Consider the following 19,541-nt stretch of genomic DNA (forward strand, 5'->3'; position numbering starts at 1 on the left):
CGTTCACGTTCGGCGAAAACGCCTCACTCGTCGTCGTCCTCGTCCTCGTCGCCGGGCACCACCAAACCGATGGTCCGGTTCAACCACTTCGGTGCCACCACCGAGACCGCGGTGGCGCCGCCCGTGGCGCCCAACACGCCCGCCCAGGCGACCGGCCCCAGCGGTGTGCATCCGAAAAACTGGCTGACGACCGGGGTTTGGATGATGCCCACCAAGACACCCGCGCTGCCCAGCGCGGTCGCGAGCACCAGCGGGCTGTGAGTGCGGGTGATCAGGGTTTGCGCCAGCTGCGTCGTCACCAGCGCGGTCAATCCCATTGTCGACGTGCGGCGTTCGGTGCCCGGCGTCCAGCGTCCGATGGCCCACGCTGCCGTCGCGCCGGCGGCCGTGACGGCGCCACGGTTGACGATCTGACGCATCAGCGGGGCGTCGAGCGAGGGCGGGGGCGCGGTCAGGACTTCGCGTTGGTACGCGCGGCGCGCCTCGCGGGCCTCTTCCTCGGTGTCGAACTCTGCGTCGTCGGGTTCGTCGAATTGCGACGTGACGGCGACCGCGAGGGCGGGGAACATGTCGGTGAGCAGGTTCACCAACAACAGTTGACGGGTTCCCACCGGCGCCCGTCCGGTGCCCAGTGCCGTCCCGATGATGGTGAACAGCACCTCGCCGACGTTGCCGCCGACCAGGATCGTCACCGCATCACGGACGCCCGACCACATGCTGCGACCCTCGACCAGCGCGTCGAGGAGCACGCCCAGATCGTCGTCGGTCAGCACGATGTCGGCGGCCCCGCGGGCGGCCGAGGAACCGCGACCGCTCACCCCGATGCCCACGTCGGCCATCCGGATGGCGGCGGCGTCGTTGGCGCCGTCGCCGACCATCGCTGTCACGCGCCCGCAGCGCTGCAGCGCCGCCACGATCTGCACCTTCTGCTCCGGACTGACCCGGGCGAAGACCTGAACGTTGGCAACGAGTTTGGCGGACGCGTCTTCGTCGAGTCCGACGAGTTCGGCCCCGGTCACCACGCGCACATCCGACGGCAGGCCCAGTTGGCGCGCGATCGCGCGGGCCGTGACCGGGTGGTCCCCGGTGATCAGCACCACGTTGCGGTCGGCCTCCACCAGCGCCTCGATCAGCGGCCGCGAGGACGGCCGTGCGGTGTCCGCCAACCCGACGTAGCCGATCAGCTCCAGCTCGTGCGCGGCGGCGTCGACGGCGTCGGCATCGGTGTCGTCATCGTCGTCGGTGTCGTGGTCCCAGGAGCGCTGCGCCACCGCGAGGACCCGCAAGCCCTGCTCGGCGAGGCTCTGTACCAACGCCTCCGCGTGCGCAGCGTCGGCCTCGGGGTCGGCGAACCGGCAGCGCGGCAAGATCTGCTCCGGCGCGCCCTTGAGCATCAGCACCGGGCCCTTGCCGTTCCCGCCGATGACGCCGATCGCGGCGGCGTACCCGCGACTGGACTCGAACGGCACCTCGGCCAGCAGGCTCCAGGCCGAATCCGATTGCCCGTTAAGCGAACTCGCCGCCGTGAGGATCGCCTCGTCGGTCGCGTGCGCGTGGCCCTGCCCGTCGTGCGGCTGCGTCGACGCCCGCGCGGCGTCGCGCAGCACCGCCGCGAACTTCGGATCGGCGGTATCGGGAAACGGATCGCCGGGCTTGGCCGTGGCCGGCACGGCGCACACCAAGCGCAGCCGGTTCTCGGTGAGGGTGCCGGTCTTGTCGAAGCACACGGTGTCCACGCGGCCCAGCGCTTCGATTGTCCGGGGGGCGCGGACCAGCGCTCCGCGCGCCGTCAGGCGCTGGGCGGCGGAGAGCTGGGAGAGGGTGGCCACCAGCGGCAGGCCCTCCGGGACGGCGGCCACCGCGATGGCGACGCCGTCGGCAACTGCTTGGCGCAGCGGCGCGCGGTGCAGCAACGCCAGCCCGCTCACCGCGGCGCCGCCGGTCAGCGTCAGCGGAAGGACCTTGCTGGTCAGCTCGCGCAGCCGGGCCTGCACCCCGACCGCCGTTTCGACGTCGGCGACCGCCGAGATCGCGCGTTGCGCCGCGGTGCCGACCCCGGTTGCCACCACGATCGCCCGGGCCCGTCCCGCGACGATGGTGCTGCCCTCGAACAGCATGCTCGCGCGGTCGGGGTCGTTGACCGCGACGGGTTCCACCTGCTTGTCCACCGGCAGCGACTCACCGGTGAGCAACGACTCGTCGACCTCGAGGTCCTCGGCGACCAGGATGCGGGCATCGGCCGGCACCACCTCCGGCGCGGCCAGATCGATGACATCGCCGGGCTTCAGCGACTTGGCCGACACGGTGGCCGTGCGAATAGCGTGCTGGGCCGCCTCCAGGCGGCGCCGCGTCGTCGCGACCGCCGGCACCACGACGCGCCGCACCAGCTGGTCCTGCTCGGCGAACAGTTCGGCGGCCGCCGCTTCGGCCCGCAATCGTTGCGCCCCACCGGTTATCGCGTTGACGGTCATCACCCCGGCGACCAGCAGGGCGTCGACATTGCTGCCCACAATCGCCGACGCGGCCGCCCCGACGGCCAGGATCGGAGTCAGCGGGTCGGCGAGCTCGTGGCGGGTCGCGGCCGCCAACCTCGCCAGGCTGCTTGCCGGCTTGCGCAGCGGCGCCAGCAGCGGGGTGTAGGACAGATCGTCGAGGCGCCGCCGCCAGTCCGAAGTGCCACGCTCCACCGCCAGCTGTCGGGTGCCGCCGGCCAGGCGGGAGTACACGATCTCCGGGTCCAGCGCGTGCCAGGCGGTCAGCGGTTGCGGTGTGGGATCGGCCAGCCGCACCACCTTGCCGGCCGAGTACACGCCGGTGAACAAGGCGGTCGCCGCGGCCGCATTGACCGGATTGAACCAGCGCCGCAAGGTAAATGGATTAGCGCCGGTGGTGGCGGACTCACCGGTCACCAGCAACAGCCCGGCCAGCGTGGTGCCGCCCTGGGCCAGGCGCACCGAGGATTCACTGGCCGAACGGGCCACCGGCAACGCCGACAGGATCCGCACCGCGGCGGCCAGATCGGTGCCGGTGATGATGTCCGCACTCCACGGGGTGGCCGCCCGCGGATCGTCAAGCGCGACACCGACATCGGCGATGGCGAGCGCGGCCAGCGTGTCGGTCGAGGCGAAGTCGCGGTGCAGGGCGGTGATCAGCAGCACCGGTCCGCGATCCGCCCGCAGATCACGCACCAACGTCAGCAGGGGAGTGCCGGGCGGATGCGTCGCGCCGACGCTGGCGGAAAGATCCTCGGTGCCGGCGACGTGGCGCAACACCACCCGGGCGCCGGTGCGGTTCGCGGTCTGCAGCAGCGGGATCGCGTACGGGTCGACCTCCCACCCGACGTCGACGGCGCCGACGCATTCGCCATCGACGATCAGGTCCGCGTGTTCAAGGCCTTGGGCGGGCATCGCCGAGGGCCCTTGCTGCGGAACCCATTTCAGGCGCGCGCCGGTGGCGGGCAACTCATCGGGGTCGGGCTCGGGTGCCTCCTCGCCGTGCAGCAGCGCGTCGGCAACCTCGTAGACACGGTCGTCGTCCCAGCCGGGCGCATCGCCGCGGGCGAGTAGGACCGCGCGGTGGTCACCGCGCAGCGCGGCGCCGTCGATGACGACCACCTGCACGCGATCCAGGCGGCGCAGTGCTCCGGGATCGAGCACCAGCAGCCCGGCGTCGGCGAGCCCGCGGCCCAGCACCGCGGCGAACGCCTGACGGCCCATGTGCGCCGCCCTGGGCACGCCGGCCTCGATCGCGCCGGCCGCGTCTTCGGTGCCACCGCCGGCCACCAACGCACTCGCCGCGGCGATCAACGAGCCATTGGCCGCCGAATCGACGTAACTCTCGACGGGGCCCTTCATCGACCCCTTCTCGGTGTCGAGCGCGGAATCGATGGAGCCGCCGACCACGACGTGCGAAGCCTCACCCGCCGCGGCGGCTGCCCAGCTGTGCCGCGCCGCCTGCGAATTCGCCCCGGCCGATGAGATGACGGGGACCACCGGCGCTTGCGGCCGGTCGGGTGAGGCCAGCGCGGGCTCCCGGTCTCGCCACACCCGCCGGTGCGCCGTCGCCTCGGAGAGTTGCAGGCTGCGTTGGGTGAAATCCAGCAGTGGTGTGCCGACCGCCTGCGTCAGCCCGTTGGCCGCCGCGGTCGTCGCGGCGAGCGCAATGTCGGTGCCCACCCGACCCAGTCGCGACTCCAGCAGCGACACCATCCGCGGTTGGTGATTGATGAGCGCGGCCGCGGCCCGGGTGGTTTTCGGTGCGGCGGGCAGCCGGGTGACCCAACCGGTGACGGCGGCCGTGATCGCGACGGCATCCATCGCGGCGGCGGTGAGCGGCACCAGAATCGCCAACGGGTTCCCGGGATCGGCAAACGGCGCGGTCTTCGGGCCGCCCGTCGCTCCCGACAGTGTCAGGTCGTCGGCCACCGCGCCGACGACGTCGCGTACCTCGTCCAGGACGACGTCCGGGTCCGCCCCTTCGTCAATCTCGAACACCAGCCGCCCGAGCGAGCGTTCCACGTGGGCCTCGGCCACGCCCGCGATCCGGCGGACCGGCTCCTCGACGACGGCCGCATGTTCGTCCCAGCGCGGGAACGGCAGCAGCGGATCCAGGTCCAGATGCACCCGTCGGCCGCTCTGCCACCGCACCGGCGGCTCGACGTGATTGGAGCCCGAATTGCCGAGCACTCGGCCCGTCGATTGCGCCACGGACTGCACCACCGGACCGGCCAGCATCTGCATTGTGCCGGCGGCTCCGGCCGCGGCGTTCACCACGCCACCGGCCAAACCGCCGACGAAGCCGGGCACGCCCGGGATCCTCATTCCGTCACCTTCCAAGTACGAATACGCGCCTAATCCTGATGGCGTCTTAGCTACATGTCTACCGACATGGCCGGGGATGCGCAGGACACGAGATCTCGGATGTTGACGTGGGCACCAACACGGCGACCTCACCAGTCTTACCGGGAGGGCGGCAAACCAAACGCGGGAAACAGCGCCGGATCGAGAAAGACGGTGAGGGCGGCGATGGCCATGGTGCCGTCGGCGCGGCCGACGGTCAGGACGTGTATCGAATGCGCGGCCATGACGCCATCGGCGGTGCGCCGATATTCGGCGACGGCGGGTTGCCCGTTCGCGGCCGTCGGGACCAGCGCGACATCGCCCGCAGTGGTGAACGCGCGCGCGACGAGGAAGCGCACAACGGTGTCGCGCCCGGTGAACCAGATTGGCACAGGCGGCATTTCGAGCTTGACTTCGGCTTGCAGCAGCGCGGTGAGGGCGGCCATGTCGGAGTTCTCGAACGCCGCGCAGTAGCGGTCGAGCAGGTCGCGTCGTTCGAAGTCGTCTGGCTCGGCCAAGTCTTCCTCGGCGGGGGAGATTTCGGCGAGATGGGCGCGGGCCCGCTGCAGCGAGCTGTTGACCGCGGCGGGTGTGGTCTGCAAAAGCTCGGCAACCTCGGCGGCGCTGAATTGCACCACATCGCGCAAGATCAACACGGCCCGCTGGCGCACCGGCAGTTCCTGTAGGGCCGTCATCACAGCGAGCCGCACACTGTGCCGCACCGTCACGGCGTCTTCCGGGGTTTGAAACATCAACGCGTCCGGGATGGGTTCAAGCCAGTCGTGCGCGCCACCGGTTCCGCCGAGGCTGGCGTCCGGGTCGACCGAAGCATCACCCACTCCGGCCGGCAGCACCCGGCGGGCGCGGCTTTCCAGCGCCCGCAGGCATGCGGTGGTGGCGATGCGGTACAGCCACGTCCGCAACGCCGCGCGCTCTTCGAACGCCCCGTACCCACGCCAGGCGCGCAGGTAGGTCTCCTGGACCAGGTCCTCGGCGTCATGCACCGAACCGAGCATGCGGTAGCAGTGCGCGATCAGCTCGGCGCGAAAAGGCGCCGCCTGCTCCATGAACTTCTCCTGAGCCGGCACGGTCAGGCTCCTTCCGACATTCATATAGATACGCCCGGAGCCCCGGACTCATCGGTTGACCTGGGCAGCGATGAATCGCGGTGTCCCGCCGTATCTGGATTGGTGCACACCTAATCCCGCCCGAAAGTGAGAACGACCATGACAACCTCCCCGCAACCCGGATCGACAGCGATCGTGACCGGGGCCGGCCGCGGCTTCGGCCGCGCCATCGCCAGGGCGCTTTCGGCGGCCGGCGCCCACGTCATCGGTGTCGCGCGCGGCGCCGCCGCGCTCGACGAGCTGCGGCGTGAGTTGGGTGACACCTGCACCGCAGTTGCCGCCGACGCCGCCGATCCGGCGACCGCCGGCCGGTTGCTCGACGAGTATTCGCCGCGCACGCTGGTGCTGTGCGCCGGCGCCGCCCCACCGCTGGCGCCGGTGCAGGATCAGACCTGGGAGAGCTTCAGCCAGAACTGGAACATGGATGTCGCGCAGGCTTTTCACTGGATCCGCCACGCGCTGCGGCGCCCGCTGGCGCCGGGCAGCACGGTGATCGCGATGTCCAGCGGCGCGGCCGTCAAGGGGTCGCCCCTGTCCGGTGGCTACGCCGGGGCCAAGGCCACGGTCAGGTTCATCGCCGGTTATGCCGCCGCCGAGTCGCAACGGGCCGGGCTGGGCATCGACTTCGTCTCGGTTCTCCCGCAGCTGACCCCGGCCACCGACTTGGGCGCCAAGGCGGTCGCGGCCTACGCCGAGCGGCAGGGCGTCGACGTCGAGACGTTCCTGGCCTCGTCGGGGCCCGCGTTGAGTGCCGAACAAGTCGGGAAGGCGGTGCTGCAGATCGCCGACGGCGACCGGGACGGCCACCTCGCCTATCTGTTGACGGCCGCGGGCTTGGTCGGCCTGGACTGAAACACCAAGGAGAACAACGTAAATGGACACACCACCGATCGTTTCGGCGCAGGAGTGGGAGGCCGCGCGCCAGCAGCTGCTCGTCAAGGAGAAGGAGGTGATGCGCGCACACGACGCGCTGGCGGCCGCGCGCCGGCGGATGCCATGGGTGGCCGTGGAAAAGGACTACGAGTTCGAGGGCCCCGACGGCCCGCTGAGCCTGCTCGATTTGTTCGATGGCCGGCGCCAGCTGGTGATCTACCGCGCCTTCTTCGAGCCGGGCGTGCACGGCTGGCCGGACCACGCGTGCCCGGGCTGCTCGATGATCGCCGACCACATCGGTCATCTGGCTCACTTGAATGCCCGCGACACCACGCTGGTGTTTGCTTCACGTGCGCCGCAGGCCGACATCGCGCGACTCAAGGCACGCATGGGCTGGCAGCTGCCGTGGTACACGCTCACCGACGGTTTCGATGCGGATTTCGGCGTGGACGAATGGCACGGCACCAACGCCTTTATCCACGACGGGCCACGCGTGTTCCGCACCTATTTCGTCAACAACCGCGGCGACGAGGTGCTGGGCAACACGTGGAGCCTGCTGGACCTGACGGCGCTTGGGCGCCAAGAGGATTGGGAGGACTCGCCGCAGGGTTACCCGCAAACCAAGCCGTACGAGTGGTGGGCCTGGCACGACGCGTACCCCGACCATGTGCCGTCGCGATGGTTTGGTGAGCCCGACCCGGACGACCCCAACGATCCCCGTCCGGCGCGCAGCAAATAAGGGGTCGTATCTGCTGTCCATTTTCCGATATTCCGGTAGGTCGGCTGCTACGGTTCGCTGCCATGCCGGTACTGGGTGAGCGCGCGATCGTTCTCGGGGCCAGCATGGGCGGGCTTCTTGCGGCCCGGGTGCTGGCCGACTTCTTCGGCACCGTCACGGTGATCGAACGGGACGACCTGCCCGACGATCCGGTCACCAGGAAGGGGGTGCCGCAGGGCCGGCACCCGCACGCTCTGCTGGCGCGCGGCGCACTCATCCTCGAGGAGCTGTTTTCCGGTTTGATCGACGAGCTCGTCGCCGCCGGTGCGCCGGCGTCCGATGACGGAGATCTGGCCAAGGTGTACATGTGCTACAGCGGCCATGAGGTAATTCAGTCCGCGAAGCTGACCTGCGATCCCGTCGAGCTGGCGGTGTATGCGCCCAGCCGAGCCCTGCTGGAACGCCTTGTCCGGGGCCGCGTGCAGGCGATCTCCAACGTGACGATTCAGCAGGGCCGGGACGCCGCCGAATTCATTTCGAACGCGGACCGCAGTCGGGTCACCGGAGTTCGGGTAACGAGCCGCGGGGGAGACGGTCTAGAGGAGTTGGCGGCCGACCTGGTTGTCGACGCGATGGGCCGCGGTGCCCACACGCCCGCCTTTCTGGAGAGCCTCGGCTATGGCCGGCCGGTCGAGGATCGCGTCACCATGCACACGGTCTATGTCAGCCAACGGCTGCGGATCCCACCCGGCGCCATGACGGAGGTGCTGGCCCTCGTCAGCCCGGCACCCGGTCGCCCGACCGGAATGTTCTTGGTGCGCAACGAAAACGAGACGTGTTTGTTCACGGTCTTCGGAATGGTCGGTCACGAGCCTCCGCGCGAGCTCGCCGGCATGCTGTCCTTCGCGGCCGAGTACGTGCCGGATCGCTTGCTGGAGGTGGTGCGCGCCGGTGAACCGCTTGGACCGGTGGTGCAGCACCGCATGCCGTGCAGCCAATGGCGCCGCTACGACAAGATGCGACGGTTGCCAGAGGGCCTGCTGGCTCTCGGCGACGCGGTCTGTAGCTTCAACCCCATCTACGGGCAGGGCATGTCGGTGGCGGCGCTGGACGCGGTGGTGCTGCTTGACTGCCTGCGGCGCGGTCTGACCGACCTGCCGCGACGGTACTTTCGTGCCGCCGCCAAGACGATCGGGGTGGCCTGGCAAACCGGGGCCACTTCCGATCTGGCGTTCCCGCAAGTGGAGGGGCGACGAACGGCATCGATGCGCCTGACGAACCGACTCGTGGATCGTGTCCTGACCGCCTGCGAGACCGATGCCGTCGTCACCACGCAGTTCTTCAGGGTCACCGGGCTGCTGGATCCTCCGGCGCGTCTACTCAACCCCGCACTGCTTGGCCGCGTCGCCAGGATCAATCTGCAACGCAGGCAACGCAATTCGCTGTCTCGACCGACCGCATCCAGGGTGAGTTAGCGATTGTCGCCCGGCGGTGCTTCGGTGTCCCAGGTGCCCGGGATCATCGGCATCGTTGGGCCGCTGCCGAAGTCGTCGGGAAGCGTGGTTAACCCCGCCGCCCGTCCGGCACCGGACTTGGTGGCGGTTCCGGCGAACCCCTGGGGCCCGGCGCCGGTCGCCGAGGCCGCTACCGCGCCAACCAGTTCGCCGGTATCCACGTCTTCCAAATCCATGTATTCGTAACCGCGCCCGAGCATCTGCGCCTTCACCCGTCGGCGCCGCTGCGTCTTGTCCTTTTCAATGGGTGCCGCCGCGGTCGCCGCGGCCGCGGCGCTGTCGGCCTCGGGCGCCTTTCGTCGGGCCCTGCCGGCCGCCGCCGCGCCGGTCGCCGCGGTCAGGCCGCCCACCAGGTAGGCGAAGTTCTCCATACCAGCAGGCATGGTCGCACCCATCGTCATGCTCAGGCCCGGGCCGCCAAGCGTCGGTGGCGTGAGCGACGGCGGTGGCGCCGTCGGTGTAGCGGCCGGGACGGTGGCCTCCACGGGGGCCGGCGTCGAAGACGACGTGGGGGTCGGGGCGCTCGGAGGCAGCGCCAGGACGGGCGGCGCAATGGGCGGCGCGACCGGGGGTGCCGGGGGAAGGGCGGACAGACCCGCCAAGCCGGCGAGGCCGATCGGCGCGAGCGCGCCGGTGGCCACCGTCACCAGCGGGGCGGTTATCAGGGGCACGAAAACCGTGAAGAACACCGCGGTCTGCTCGAGCAGCGTCTTCAGCAGCGCGATGGTGTCGGTGATGATCGTGCCGACGGCCTCGACGGTGGTGAACAGGATGGTGAAACCGATTGTCGCCGGATTGCCCGAAGCGAACGCCGCGGTCAGATCCAGCCCGATGTAGAAGAAGGTCTGCGACAGGTACGCGACATAGGAACCGATGTCCATCGGGTAGCCGAGGGCGAACGCGATGTTGTACGGGCTGAGGAAGATCAGCGGATTGCCGAGGATGGGCAGGTACGGATCGAAGCCGGAAAACATCGCCGCGAAGAAGGGGTTGTCGTACAACGCGTTGCTCAACGGTTGTAAAACGTTGTTCCAGTAGTCGATGAAACCGATCTTCGTCAGCCAGGCCATGACCTGGTTCTCCGTGTCGGGGGGCAGCGGGAAGAGCTTGTAGAACTCGTCTATCAGCGAGTGCACGATCGGCGGGACCTTTGGAGTCGGGTAGGACGAGGCCACCGCCGCGGTGGAGACCGCGTGGTAGGTGCCCATCACGGTCGCGGCCTGAACCCACATCCGCACGTAGTCGGCCTCGTTGAGCGCGATGGGAATGGTGTTGAGGCCAAAGAAATTCGTCGCCAACAACACCGCGTGGGTGGCGTGGTTGGCGGCCAATTCGACCAGGGTCGGCATCGCGGCAAGCGCGGCGGTGTAGGCGGTGGCCGCGGTTTCGTGTCGGACAGCCGCTGTCGCGCTGTCGGCGGCGGCCTGGGCGAGCCAGGCCAGGTAAGCGGCGTGGCCGGCGACATACGCCGCCGCGCTCGGGCCCTCCCACGCCCCGGCCTGCACGCCCGCGAGCAGCGCGATCAGCTCGTCGGCCGTCTCGGTGTACGCAGTGCTCAAGGCGGTCCAGGACGCGGACGCGGCCAGCAACGAACCTGGCCCGGGCCCGCTACTGAGCAGCGCCGAATGCACCTCGGGTGGTGAGGCCATCCAAATTGGGGCGGTCATCGCTGACGACCGAATTCGAGAGGGGCGGATTGCAGCGCCATGGCGGGTCAGCTCTCTCCGGGGAGATCCGCCCCGGGCTAGCAGGATGCGATGACGCGAGTCTCCTGGCTCTCGGATCTCCGCTCGCCTCGCCTTCCGGCCGTCAAGCTCAGTGGGCCGTGGCTGTTGAGGGTCGCTCCCCGATGACAGTGGCGGGACCGCGCCGGATTCACACCGGCTTCCTGCATCATCATCGCCTTACGCGCGATATTGTCGCACCCCGACAGTGTCGCGGGGTCCCATTTGGAGAAAACCGACGGTCGGGCGGTTTAACGCGCGATCGCGGGCGGGTAGGGCAGGTCGGTGCTGGAGTGCGGGTCGACGCGTACCGGGTGACCTAGGTAGGGAAACGCGCGTTGCGGGCAGGCGGGTCGGTCGCAGATCTTGCACCCCGCGCCGATCGGCACGATTGCCTCGGAGTCGGTCAGATCGATACCCACGGAATAGATCAGTTTCTCAGCGTGGTCCACGTCGCACCCCAGCCCGATGGCAAAGCTCTTGTCCGGACCGAGGTAGCGGCTGGGCTCGGTCGTGGTGGTCCGTGCGATCCAGAAATATGTACGTTCGTCGGGCATTTGAGCTACCTGGGTCAGGAATTGACCGGGGCGGGAGAACGCGTGATGAACGACCCACAGCGGGCAGTTGCCGCCGACCCGAGAGAAGTGGAATGCCGTGGCGGACTGCCGCTTAGAGATGTTTCCCGCGCTGTCGGTCCGGACGAAGATGAACGGTACCCCGCGCGCGGCGGGGCGCTGCAGGGTCGACAGTCGATGGCAGATGGTTTCGAAACCGACCCCAAACCGGCGCGCCAACTGGTCGATGTCATAGCGGACGCTTTCGGCGGCGTCGAGGAACCTCTGGTAGGGCAGCAGCAGGGCGCCGGCGAAGTAGTTGGCTAGGCCGATGCGGGCCACGCCGCGCGCGTCGTCGCTCAACTGGTCGTTGCCGGCGATGATTGCATCGATTGATTCGGCCTGGGTGAGCAACGCGATCTGGGTTGCGATCTGAAAGGCACGTTGGCCTGGGTGAAGCCAGCGAGCCAGGTACAACGTGCTCGAATCAGGCTGAAACAGGCGCTTGGAGTTGGGTTTTAGCGTCTGCCCGTCGTCGATGACCACCGTCACGCCGAGTTCGCTGTCAAGGAGCCGCGCCAGCTGGCCATCGAGGCCGCCGACCCGCAGTCGGTTGCGGTTGAACAGTTCCTCGGCCGCGATGTCGAGTTCCCCGATGTAGTTCTTGCGGTCGTAGAAGAAATCCCGGACCTCTTCGAAAGGCATGGGTTGCTGAGGCAACGCCGATGTCTCGACATTTGCACGGGTGTGCAGCGCCTCGAGATCCGCTGTGGCGTCGTGTAATCGGCGGTGTAGGTTGACCAACGTCTGACCGACGTCTGGCATCCGGGCGACGAGCTCTGCTATCTGTGCGGCAGTCGCGTTTCCCTCGGCAAGAACCTCCCGCAGGTCAGACACCAGACGGGCATCGGAATCCGGGGCGAAGTATTGCGTCGGTAGGTCGAAACGTTCGGTGAGGGTGAGCAGCACCGAGACCGTGATCGGGCGCTGGTCGTTCTCGAGCTGGTTGACGTAGCTCGTCGACAGGCCTAGGGCGCGCGCCAGCGCCACCTGGGTCAGGCCGTGCTCCTCGCGCAGCCGCCGCAGCCGAGCTCCGACGAACGTCCTCGCCACGTGTGTCAGAGTACGCCCTCGCCCTTACGCAAAATTCGCAAAATCGTATCGCCAAGGACACAAAATTACGCTTTTACAGTGCATTTACGCCATGGCAGCAGCTGCGTACCGTGCGGTTTATGCGGATCCATGAAGTTCGAACCCGACGCAGCGCTGAGGATTTCCCCCGCACTGATCACCTGGCTTGGAAGATCGCCGAGGTAGCGGCAGACCTGGTCGCCGTGCCCGCCGAGACCGAGGCGATGGTCATCAACCGCATCATCGACAACGCGTCGGTGTCGGCGGCTTCGGTCATCCGTCGCCCGGTATCCGCCGCCCGCGCACAGGCGCTGGCGCACCCAGCCCCATCGGTAGAGGCAAAGGCTAAGGGCGCGAAGGTTTTCGGTGTCGGTGGCGACTACTCGCCGGAATGGGCGGCCTGGGCCAACGGCGTCGCCGTGCGCGAATTGGATTACCACGACACGTTTCTCGCCGCCGAGTACTCCCATCCCGGGGACAACGTCCCAGCGCTGGTCGCCGTCGCCCAGCACCTCGGCATCGGTGGCACCGACCTGATCCGTGGCATCGCCACCGGTTACGAGATCCAGGTCGACCTGGCCAAGGGGATTTGCCTGCACGAGCACAAGATCGACCACGTCGCGCATCTGGGCCCGTCGGTCGCCGCCGGCCTTGGCACCATGCTCCGCCTGGACAAGGAGACCATCTATCAGGCCGTCGGCCAGTCGCTGCACCTCACGACGGCCACCCGGCAATCGCGCAAAGGCCTGATCTCGAGCTGGAAGGCGTACGCGCCCGCCTGGGCCGGCAAGGTCGCCATCGAGGCCGTGGACCGCGCGATGCGCGGGGAGGGTGCGCCCGCCCCCATCTGGGAAGGCGAGGACGGGGTGATTGCCTGGCTGCTCTCGGGCCCCGAGCACACCTATCAGGTTCCGCTTCCCGAGCCGGGGGAGCCGAAGCGCGCCATCCTGGACACCTACACCAAGGAGCACTCGGCCGAATACCAGAGCCAGGCGTTGATCGACCTGGCCCGCCGGATGCGCGAGCGCATCGGCGACCTGGACCAGATCGCCACCATCGTCCTGCACACCAGTCACCACACCCACTACGTGATCGGCACCGGGGCGGGCGACCCGCAGAAGATGGACCCGGACGCCTCCCGCGAAACGCTCGACCACTCGGTGATGTACATCTTCGCCGTCGCGTTGCAGGACGGCGCCTGGCACCACGAGCGCTCCTACGCACCGGAGCGGGCCCACCGGCCGGACACCATCGAGCTGTGGCACAAGATTTCCACCCGCGAAGACCCTGAATGGACCCGGCGCTACCACGCAAGCGACCCGGCGGAGAAGGCGTTCGGCGCCCGCGCGGAGGTGACCCTGAGGAGCGGCGAGGTGATCATCGACGAGATCGCCCTCGCCGACGCTCACCCGTTGGGCGCCAGGCCATTTGAGCGAAAGCAGTACATCGGCAAGTTCAACGAGTTGGCCAACGGTGTGGTCACCGACACCGAGCAACACCGGTTCATCTCGGTGGTGGAAAGCCTTGCCGAACAGCGGGCCGGCGCGCTGGGTGCGCTCAACATCGTCGTCGACCCCTCAGTGCTCGACATGGCGCCGACGATTCCGCCAGGGATCTTCTGATGAGCGGCTTGCTCGCCAGCGACGTCCCCGCTGCCGGGAAGCGGGCCAAGTTCCGCAGCGGCCTGGAAAGCGGCCGGCTGCTTCGGTTTCCGGGGGCCTTTTCGCCGCTGGTCGCCAAGTTGGTCGGCGAGATCGGATTCGACGGCGTGTATGTGTCGGGCGCGGTGCTGTCGGCCGACCTCGGCCTGCCCGACATCGGACTGACGACCCTGACCGAAGTCAGCTCGCGGGGAGCGCAGATCGCGGCGGTGACCGACCTGGCCACTTTGATCGACGCCGACACCGGGTTCGGCGAACCGATGAGCGCCGCGCGCACCGTGACGCTGTTGGAGGACGCCGGACTGGCGGGCTGCCATCTCGAGGACCAGGTCAACCCCAAGCGATGCGGGCATCTGGACGGCAAAGCGGTCGTGCCCACCGGAGAGATGGTCAAACGGTTGCGTGCCGCCGTATCCGCGCGGCGTGACCCGAATTTCATCATCTGCGCGCGCACCGACGCCGCAGGCGTCGAGGGAATTCCCGCCGCGATCGACCGGGCCAAGGCCTACGCCGACGCCGGCGCCGACCTGATCTTCACCGAAGCCCTGTATACCCCAACGGAGTTCGAACAGTTCCGCGAAGCGGTGGCGACCCCCTTGTTGGCCAACATGACCGAGTTCGGAAAGTCGCAGCTGCTGACGGCGGCACAGTTGTCCGAGATCGGCTACAACGTCGTGATCTATCCCGTCACGACGCTGCGCCTGGCGATGCACGCCGTAGAGGTCGGACTCCGTGAAATCGCCAGTACCGGTACGCAATCCGGCCTCCTCGACCGCATGCAACATCGCGGCCGCCTCTACGAGCTGCTGCGTTACGCCGACTACAACCAATTCGATTCCGACATTTACAACTTCGCCCGCCAAGGAGTCACCCAGTGAGCACGATTGACGACCAACCCCGCATCTACAAAGGCCTGGCCGGTGTCGTCGTTGACACCACCTCGATCTCCAAGGTCGTGCCGGAAACCAACTCCCTGACGTATCGCGGCTACGCCGTGCAGGACCTGGCCGCGCACTGCAGCTTCGAGCAGGTGGCCTACCTGCTGTGGCATGGCGAATTGCCCAACGATCAGGAACTGGCGTTGTTCACCCAGCGCGAACGCGCTTCGCGTCGGCTCGACCGATCCATGCTGTCGCTGATCGCCAAGCAGCCTGACACCTGCCACCCGATGGATGTGGTGCGCACAGTGATCAGCTACATGGGCGCCGAGGACGCTCAAGAAGACGACAGCAGCCCCGAGGCCAACTACGCCAAATCCCTGCGGATGTTCGCGGTTTTGCCGACCATCGTGGCTGCCGACATGCGTCGCAGGCGCGGCCTGGAACCCATTGCCCCGCATAGTCATATGAGCTATGCGCAGAACTTCCTGCACATGTGCTTTGGCGATGTCCCTGAGCAAGTGATCGTCGACGCGTTCGAACGGTCCATGGTGCTCTACGCCGAGCACAGCTTCAACGCCTCCACATTCGCCGCGCGGGTCGTCACCTCCACGCAATCCGACATCTACAGCGCGGTCACGGCGGCTATCGGCGCGCTTAAGGGCCCGTTGCACGGCGGAGCCAATGAAGCAGTTATGCACGACATGATCGAGATCGGTAGCGCCGACAACGCCGCCGAGTGGCTGCAGGGCAAGATAGACCGCAAAGAAAAGATCATGGGCTTCGGTCATCGCGTATACAAAAACGGTGACTCCCGGGTGCCGAGCATGAAACAAGCGTTGAGGCGTGTTGCCGCCGCCCGCGACGGCCAGAAGTGGCTCGACATCTACGAAGTGCTGGAGAAAGGGATGGCGTCCGCCAACGGGATCAAACCCAATCTGGATTTCCCGACCGGGCCGGCCTATTATCTGATTGGCTTCGATATCGGTTGCTTCACACCAATTTTCGTGATGAGCCGCATCACCGGGTGGACGGCGCACATCATGGAGCAGGCCGCCTCCAACGCTCTGATCCGTCCGCTGAGCGAGTATGTCGGCCCGCCGCAGCGTGAGCTCAAAGTGACCCGCTAGCCCACCTGTGGTTTCGAAAGTTCTGGTCGCCAACCGGGGCGAGATCGCGATCCGGGCGTTCCGCGCCGCCTATGAACTGGGCATGAGTACGGTCGCGATCTACCCGGTCGAGGACCGCAACTCGGCGCATTGGACAAAGGCGGACGAGTCGTACCAGATCGGCGAAGAAGGCCATCCGGTCCGCGCCTACCTCAACGTCGAGGACATCGTCGCGACCGCGAAAGCGTGTGGTGCCGACGCGATCTACCCGGGCTACGGCTTCCTATCGGAGAACCCCACTCTGGCGGCGGCCTGCGCGTCAGCCGGCATCACCTTCGTGGGGCCGTCGGTGCAGGTTCTCGAACTGACCGGAAACAAGTCGCGGGCGGTGGCCGAAGCCCGGGCCGCGGGGCTGCCCGTCCTGGCGTCGTCGCCGCCATCCTCGTGCACCGCGGACCTAGTGGCCGCGGCCCACTCGATGCAATTCCCGTTGTTCGTCAAGGCGGTAGCCGGTGGCGGCGGCCGAGGAATGCGCCGAGTAAGCAATTCCGCTGAATTGGCCGAGGCGATCGAGGCGGCGTCGCGGGAAGCCGAGTCCGCCTTCGGCGACCCGACGGTGTTCCTCGAGCAGGCGGTGGTCAACCCGCGCCACATCGAGGTGCAAATACTGGCCGATCTTTGCGGAAACGTGATCCACCTCTACGAACGGGACTGCAGCCTGCAGCGCCGCCACCAGAAGGTCGTTGAGCTGGCTCCCGCGCCGAACCTGAAACCTGAGCTACGCGAACGCATCTGCGCGGACGCGGTGGCGTTCGCGCGGCATATCGGATACTCGTGCGCGGGAACGGTCGAGTTCCTCCTCGACGAACGCGGCAACTACGTCTTCATCGAGATGAATCCGCGCATCCAGGTAGAACACACCGTGACCGAGGAGATCACCGACGTCGACTTGGTGTCCAGTCAGCTGCGCATAGCATCCGGACAAACCCTGGCCGATCTGGGCTTGAGTCAAGAGTCGATCACACCGCACGGCGCCGCGCTGCAGTGCCGAATTACCACCGAGGATCCCTCCAACGGGTTCCGGCCCGACACCGGACGCATCACCGCCTATCGCACACCGGGGGGCGCGGGGATCCGATTGGATGACGGCACGCACTTGGGTGCAGAAGTGTCGGCGCATTTCGATTCGATGTTGGTCAAATTGACCTGCCGCGGATCCGATTTCGCGGCCGCCGTGCGCCGCGCGCGACGGGCGGTCGCCGAATTCCGCATCCGCGGAGTAACCACCAACACCGCGTTCCTTCAGGCCGTGCTCGACGACCCCGATTTCGTAGCGGGCCGCGCGACGACATCATTCATCGACGAACGCCCACAGCTGCTGACCGCGAACGCCGGCGCTGACCGGGGTACCAAGATCTTGCACTATCTCGCCGAAGTGACCGTCAACCAACCGCACGGTCCTCGGCCATCGTCGGTGTATCCACACGACAAACTGCCGGAGCTCGACCCTTCGCTGCCGCCGGCCCCGGGCTCCAAACAGCGTCTCGCCGAGTTGGGCCCCGAGGGATTCGCGCGCTGGATGCGCGAATCCGAAGCCGTCGGTGTCACCGACACGACTTTCCGCGATGCACATCAGTCGTTGCTGGCGACCAGGGTTCGCAGCACCGGCCTGCTCATGGTGGCACCTTACATCGCGCGGATGATGCCTCAGCTGCTCTCGGTGGAGTGCTGGGGCGGCGCAACCTACGACGTGGCCCTGCGATTCTTGAAGGAAGACCCGTGGTACCGCTTGGCCGCGTTGCGTGAGGCGATGCCCAACATCTGTCTGCAGATGCTGCTGCGCGGACGTAATACGGTGGGCTACACGCCGTATCCGGAGATCGTGACGACGGCATTCGTCGAGGAGGCCGCGAGCACCGGCATCGACATCTTCCGGATTTTCGACGCGCTGAACAACGTGGATTCGATGCGACCCGCGATCGACGCCGTCCGGGACACCGGCACGGCGGTAGCCGAAGTCGCGATTTCCTACACCGGCGACCTCAGCGATCCGGCCGAAAACCTCTACACCCTGGACTATTACCTGAAGCTGGCCGAGCAGATCGTCACGGCTGGCGCGCACGTTCTGGCGATCAAAGACATGGCGGGGCTGCTGCGGGCCCCGGCCGCCACGACGCTGGTATCGGCGCTCAAGTCCCGCTTCGACTTGCCGGTGCACGTACACACCCACGACACCCCGGGCGGCCAACTGGCCACGTATCTGGCGGCCTGGCAGGCGGGGGCGGACGCGGTCGACGGAGCGGCGGCGCCGCTGGCGGGGACGACGAGCCAGCCCTCCCTTTCCTCGATTGTTGCCGCGGCGGCCCACACGTGTTACGACACCGGCCTGTCGCTTACCGCCGTGTGCGATCTGGAGCCGTACTGGGAGGCACTGCGAAACGTCTACGCGCCATTCGAGTCCGGGCTGCCGTCCCCGACTGGGCGGGTGTACCGTCACGAAATCCCGGGCGGGCAGTTGTCGAACCTGCGTCAACAGGCCGTCGCGTTGGGCCTCGGCGATAGATTCGAGGACATCGAAAACGCCTATGCCGGTGCCGATTCGATCCTGGGACACCTGGTCAAGGTGACTCCGTCGAGCAAGGTGGTCGGGGATCTGGCGCTGGCATTGGTCGCGGCCGGGACCACCGCGCAGGACTTCGCCGCTGATCCGGCGCGCTATGACATTCCGGATTCGGTGGTCGGCTTTCTGCGCGGCGAACTCGGGGACCCGCCCGGCGGCTGGCCGGAACCTTTGCGCACCAGAGCCTTACATGGTCGTGGACCCGCAAAGCAGGAGCAACCACTCTCGGCCGAGGATGAAGGCTTGTTGGCTGTACCGGGGACGGAGCGCCAGGCTACTCTGAATCGGCTGTTGTTCCCGGGGCCCACCAAAGAGTTTGAGGCTCACCAGGAAAAGTACGGCGACACGTCACAGTTGAGTGCGAATCAGTTCTTCTACGGACTGCGCCACGGCGACGAACATCGCGTCAAGCTGGAGCGCGGTGTCGAACTGCTGATCGGTCTGGAGGCGATCTCGGATCCCGACGAACGCGGAATGCGCACGGTGATGTGCATTCTCAACGGGCAGCTGCGTCCCGTGCTGGTGCGCGACCACAGTGCGGCCACCGACATCCCGACCGCGGAAAAGGCCGACCGCGGCAACGTCGACCACATCCCCGCGCCGTTCGCCGGCGTCGTCACCGTCACAGTCGAAGTCGGCGAGGAAGTCGAGCCCGGGCAGACCATCGCGACAATCGAAGCGATGAAGATGGAAGCCGCGGTCACTGCCCCCAAAGCCGGAAGGGTCGTACGCGTCGCGGTATCTCGCACCGCGCAAGTCGAAGGCGGCGACCTCTTGGCGGTCATCAGCTGACG

The 19,541-nt window shown here is 67.6% G+C and carries 11 protein-coding genes and 1 riboswitch; of the genes, 7 read left to right on the forward strand and 4 right to left on the reverse strand.

All coding sequences use genetic code 11. The features are described 5' to 3' along the window. Positions 1-23 precede the first annotated feature (23 nt). Both G6N66_RS27755 and G6N66_RS27760 read right to left on the reverse strand, forming a co-directional pair. Complete coding sequence (locus G6N66_RS27755) at positions 24-4,820, reverse strand: cation-translocating P-type ATPase (RefSeq protein WP_085234043.1); 4,797 nt, start codon at positions 4,818-4,820, stop codon at positions 24-26. A gap of 137 nt (positions 4,821-4,957) precedes the next feature. After that, on the reverse strand, positions 4,958-5,926 hold the full coding sequence (locus G6N66_RS27760) for a sigma-70 family RNA polymerase sigma factor (RefSeq protein ID WP_085234103.1): 969 nt from the start codon (positions 5,924-5,926) through the stop codon (positions 4,958-4,960). Positions 5,927-6,064: 138 nt separating this feature from the next. Here G6N66_RS27760 and G6N66_RS27765 point away from each other — a divergent pair, with 138 nt between their 5' ends. The 3 genes from G6N66_RS27765 (at position 6,065) to G6N66_RS27775 (ending at position 9,031) form a co-directional block, all read left to right on the forward strand. Further along, positions 6,065-6,817 (forward strand): SDR family oxidoreductase, encoded by a 753-nt coding sequence (locus G6N66_RS27765; protein WP_085234044.1) that lies wholly within the window; start codon positions 6,065-6,067, stop codon positions 6,815-6,817. A gap of 22 nt (positions 6,818-6,839) precedes the next feature. After that, positions 6,840-7,577, forward strand: coding sequence for a DUF899 domain-containing protein (locus G6N66_RS27770; RefSeq protein ID WP_085234045.1), 738 nt, complete (start codon positions 6,840-6,842; stop codon positions 7,575-7,577). 62 nt (positions 7,578-7,639) lie between these two features. Next, complete coding sequence (locus tag G6N66_RS27775; protein ID WP_085234046.1) at positions 7,640-9,031, forward strand: FAD-dependent oxidoreductase; 1,392 nt, start codon at positions 7,640-7,642, stop codon at positions 9,029-9,031. On the opposite strand, the gene G6N66_RS27780 is transcribed toward G6N66_RS27775, so the two are convergent. Together G6N66_RS27780 and G6N66_RS27785 are read right to left on the reverse strand one after the other, a co-directional pair. Beyond that, positions 9,028-10,737: a PPE family protein gene (locus tag G6N66_RS27780; RefSeq protein WP_085234047.1), complete on the reverse strand. Its 1,710-nt coding sequence runs from the start codon at positions 10,735-10,737 to the stop codon at positions 9,028-9,030. The two genes, G6N66_RS27775 and G6N66_RS27780, sit on opposite strands and share 4 nt — an antisense overlap. 75 nt (positions 10,738-10,812) lie before the next feature. Then, positions 10,813-11,006: riboswitch (cobalamin riboswitch) on the reverse strand. A gap of 39 nt (positions 11,007-11,045) precedes the next feature. Beyond that, positions 11,046-12,470 carry a short-chain fatty acyl-CoA regulator family protein gene (locus G6N66_RS27785; protein ID WP_139825304.1) on the reverse strand — a complete coding sequence of 475 codons (1,425 nt, stop codon included), beginning with the start codon at positions 12,468-12,470 and terminating at the stop codon, positions 11,046-11,048. Between the two features lie 110 nt (positions 12,471-12,580). Between G6N66_RS27785 and prpD the strand changes: the two genes are divergently transcribed. From prpD to G6N66_RS27805, 4 genes are read left to right on the forward strand one after another with little or no spacing between them, the layout of a single operon-like run. After that, complete coding sequence (gene prpD / locus G6N66_RS27790) at positions 12,581-14,101, forward strand: 2-methylcitrate dehydratase PrpD (RefSeq protein WP_085234049.1); 1,521 nt, start codon at positions 12,581-12,583, stop codon at positions 14,099-14,101. Next, the gene (gene prpB / locus G6N66_RS27795) at positions 14,101-15,018 is read left to right on the forward strand and encodes a methylisocitrate lyase (RefSeq protein ID WP_085234050.1); all 918 of its coding nucleotides are present in this window, start codon (positions 14,101-14,103) and stop codon (positions 15,016-15,018) included. The genes prpD and prpB overlap by 1 nt, the downstream gene beginning before the upstream one ends. Next, positions 15,015-16,148 carry a bifunctional 2-methylcitrate synthase/citrate synthase gene (locus G6N66_RS27800; RefSeq protein WP_085234051.1) on the forward strand — a complete coding sequence of 378 codons (1,134 nt, stop codon included), beginning with the start codon at positions 15,015-15,017 and terminating at the stop codon, positions 16,146-16,148. The genes prpB and G6N66_RS27800 overlap by 4 nt, the downstream gene beginning before the upstream one ends. Positions 16,149-16,155: 7 nt before the next feature. Beyond that, on the forward strand, positions 16,156-19,539 hold the full coding sequence (locus G6N66_RS27805) for a pyruvate carboxylase (protein ID WP_085234052.1): 3,384 nt from the start codon (positions 16,156-16,158) through the stop codon (positions 19,537-19,539). Positions 19,540-19,541: the final 2 nt, after the last annotated feature.

Source organism: Mycobacterium conspicuum (assembly GCF_010730195.1).
GTDB classification, from domain to species: Bacteria; Actinomycetota; Actinomycetes; order Mycobacteriales; family Mycobacteriaceae; genus Mycobacterium; species Mycobacterium conspicuum.

Bases quoted from the DNA above. Each gene is read 5' to 3' on its own strand.
- G6N66_RS27770 (WP_085234045.1), top strand. From the start codon at position 6,840: ATGGACACACCACCGATCGTTTCGGCGCAGGAGTGGGAGGCCGCGCGC.
- prpD (WP_085234049.1), top strand. From the start codon at position 12,581: ATGCGGATCCATGAAGTTCGAACCCGACGCAGCGCTGAGGATTTCCCC.
- G6N66_RS27755 (WP_085234043.1), bottom strand. From the start codon at position 4,820: ATGAGGATCCCGGGCGTGCCCGGCTTCGTCGGCGGTTTGGCCGGTGGC.
- prpB (WP_085234050.1), top strand. From the start codon at position 14,101: ATGAGCGGCTTGCTCGCCAGCGACGTCCCCGCTGCCGGGAAGCGGGCC.
- G6N66_RS27775 (WP_085234046.1), top strand. From the start codon at position 7,640: ATGCCGGTACTGGGTGAGCGCGCGATCGTTCTCGGGGCCAGCATGGGC.
- G6N66_RS27780 (WP_085234047.1), bottom strand. From the start codon at position 10,737: ATGACCGCCCCAATTTGGATGGCCTCACCACCCGAGGTGCATTCGGCG.
- G6N66_RS27765 (WP_085234044.1), top strand. From the start codon at position 6,065: ATGACAACCTCCCCGCAACCCGGATCGACAGCGATCGTGACCGGGGCC.